The 1,148-nt window shown below is 34.6% G+C and carries 1 protein-coding gene; it reads right to left on the bottom strand.

The annotated features are described in order from the left end of the window. On the bottom strand, positions 1-1,148 hold a 1,148-nt coding region (locus tag V7659_RS29730; protein WP_335543632.1), incomplete at both ends, for an MFS transporter.

Genomic DNA, 1,148 nt, shown 5'->3' with positions numbered 1-1,148 from the left:
ACCTTTTTATTATTTAAGAAACGTGATAATCCAAATGTTGTAATACTTGCAAACACAATACTTAACGCACTGAACCATGTAATGGAAGACAATGATATTTGCCCCACAATTATTCCACCAAAACCTGCACCAGCCGCAAAGCCTAATTGCATCATTGATTGGTTCAGACCTAGCAACACATCTGAGGATTCAGGTGATAGCGTTGCTAAATTATATTGCTGAGTTGCACCTGATGACCAGCCCGCAAATGACCAGACTGTCAATATAACAAATACAGCAATAATTGAATGTGATATGAATGAAAGTACGACTAAAGATGTTACGTTTACAAGTAATCCTATTTTTAATGTAAAAATTACGCCTTTCTTATCTGCACTTAATCCACCTAGTTTAGAACCAAATAAGCTTGCAACTCCAAGAACAAGTAAAGTAATGCTTACAAGAGAATCACTCATACCTACATTTTTTACAAGGAATGGAGATAAATAAGTAAAAAGAATTCCGTATCCTGTCATTAAAAAGAAGGTGATTGATAATGCTAAAGCAATTTTTGTTTTTTTGAACATCGCAATTTGTCTCGTTAAAGGGATTGAAGCATCACCATTCATTTTTGGTATTGTATTTAAAACAATAAAAATGACAAGTAAAACTAATATTGCGGTACCGATAAATACAAATTTCCAGCTATACGTGGATGTAATAAAACGTCCAATAGGAACGCCAATGATTAATGATGCGGTAAATCCCATGACAACTGTTGCAATTGAACTGGCCTTTTTATTAGCAGGTGCAATCTTTGCGGCGATATTTAAAATTGTAACGACTGCTACACCTGTACTTAAAGCCATAATAATGCGAGCAATTATAAATAATCCATATCCTGGAACAATCACTGAAAGTAGATTTCCTACAATAAAAACAAATAAGGCATAGATCAGTAATTTTCGTCTTTCCATTTTAGCCGTTAATACCAGTAATATAGGTGTACCGATGGCATAGGCTAATGAAAAGACTGTAATTAATTGACCAGCCGCTCCAATTGACACTCCTAGAGCCTCTGCCATTTTATCCAAAATACCTGAGATGATGGGTTGTGAAGTACCGACTAAAAAACTTATCAGTCCTAAAATATAAATCTTTGCTGTATT

It is taken from the genome of Neobacillus drentensis (genome assembly GCF_036966985.1).
GTDB classification, from domain to species: Bacteria; Bacillota; Bacilli; order Bacillales; family Cytobacillaceae; genus Neobacillus; species Neobacillus drentensis_E.
Note: the sequence above shows the minus strand (reverse complement) of the source record. Positions and strands in the feature narration are given on the sequence as shown.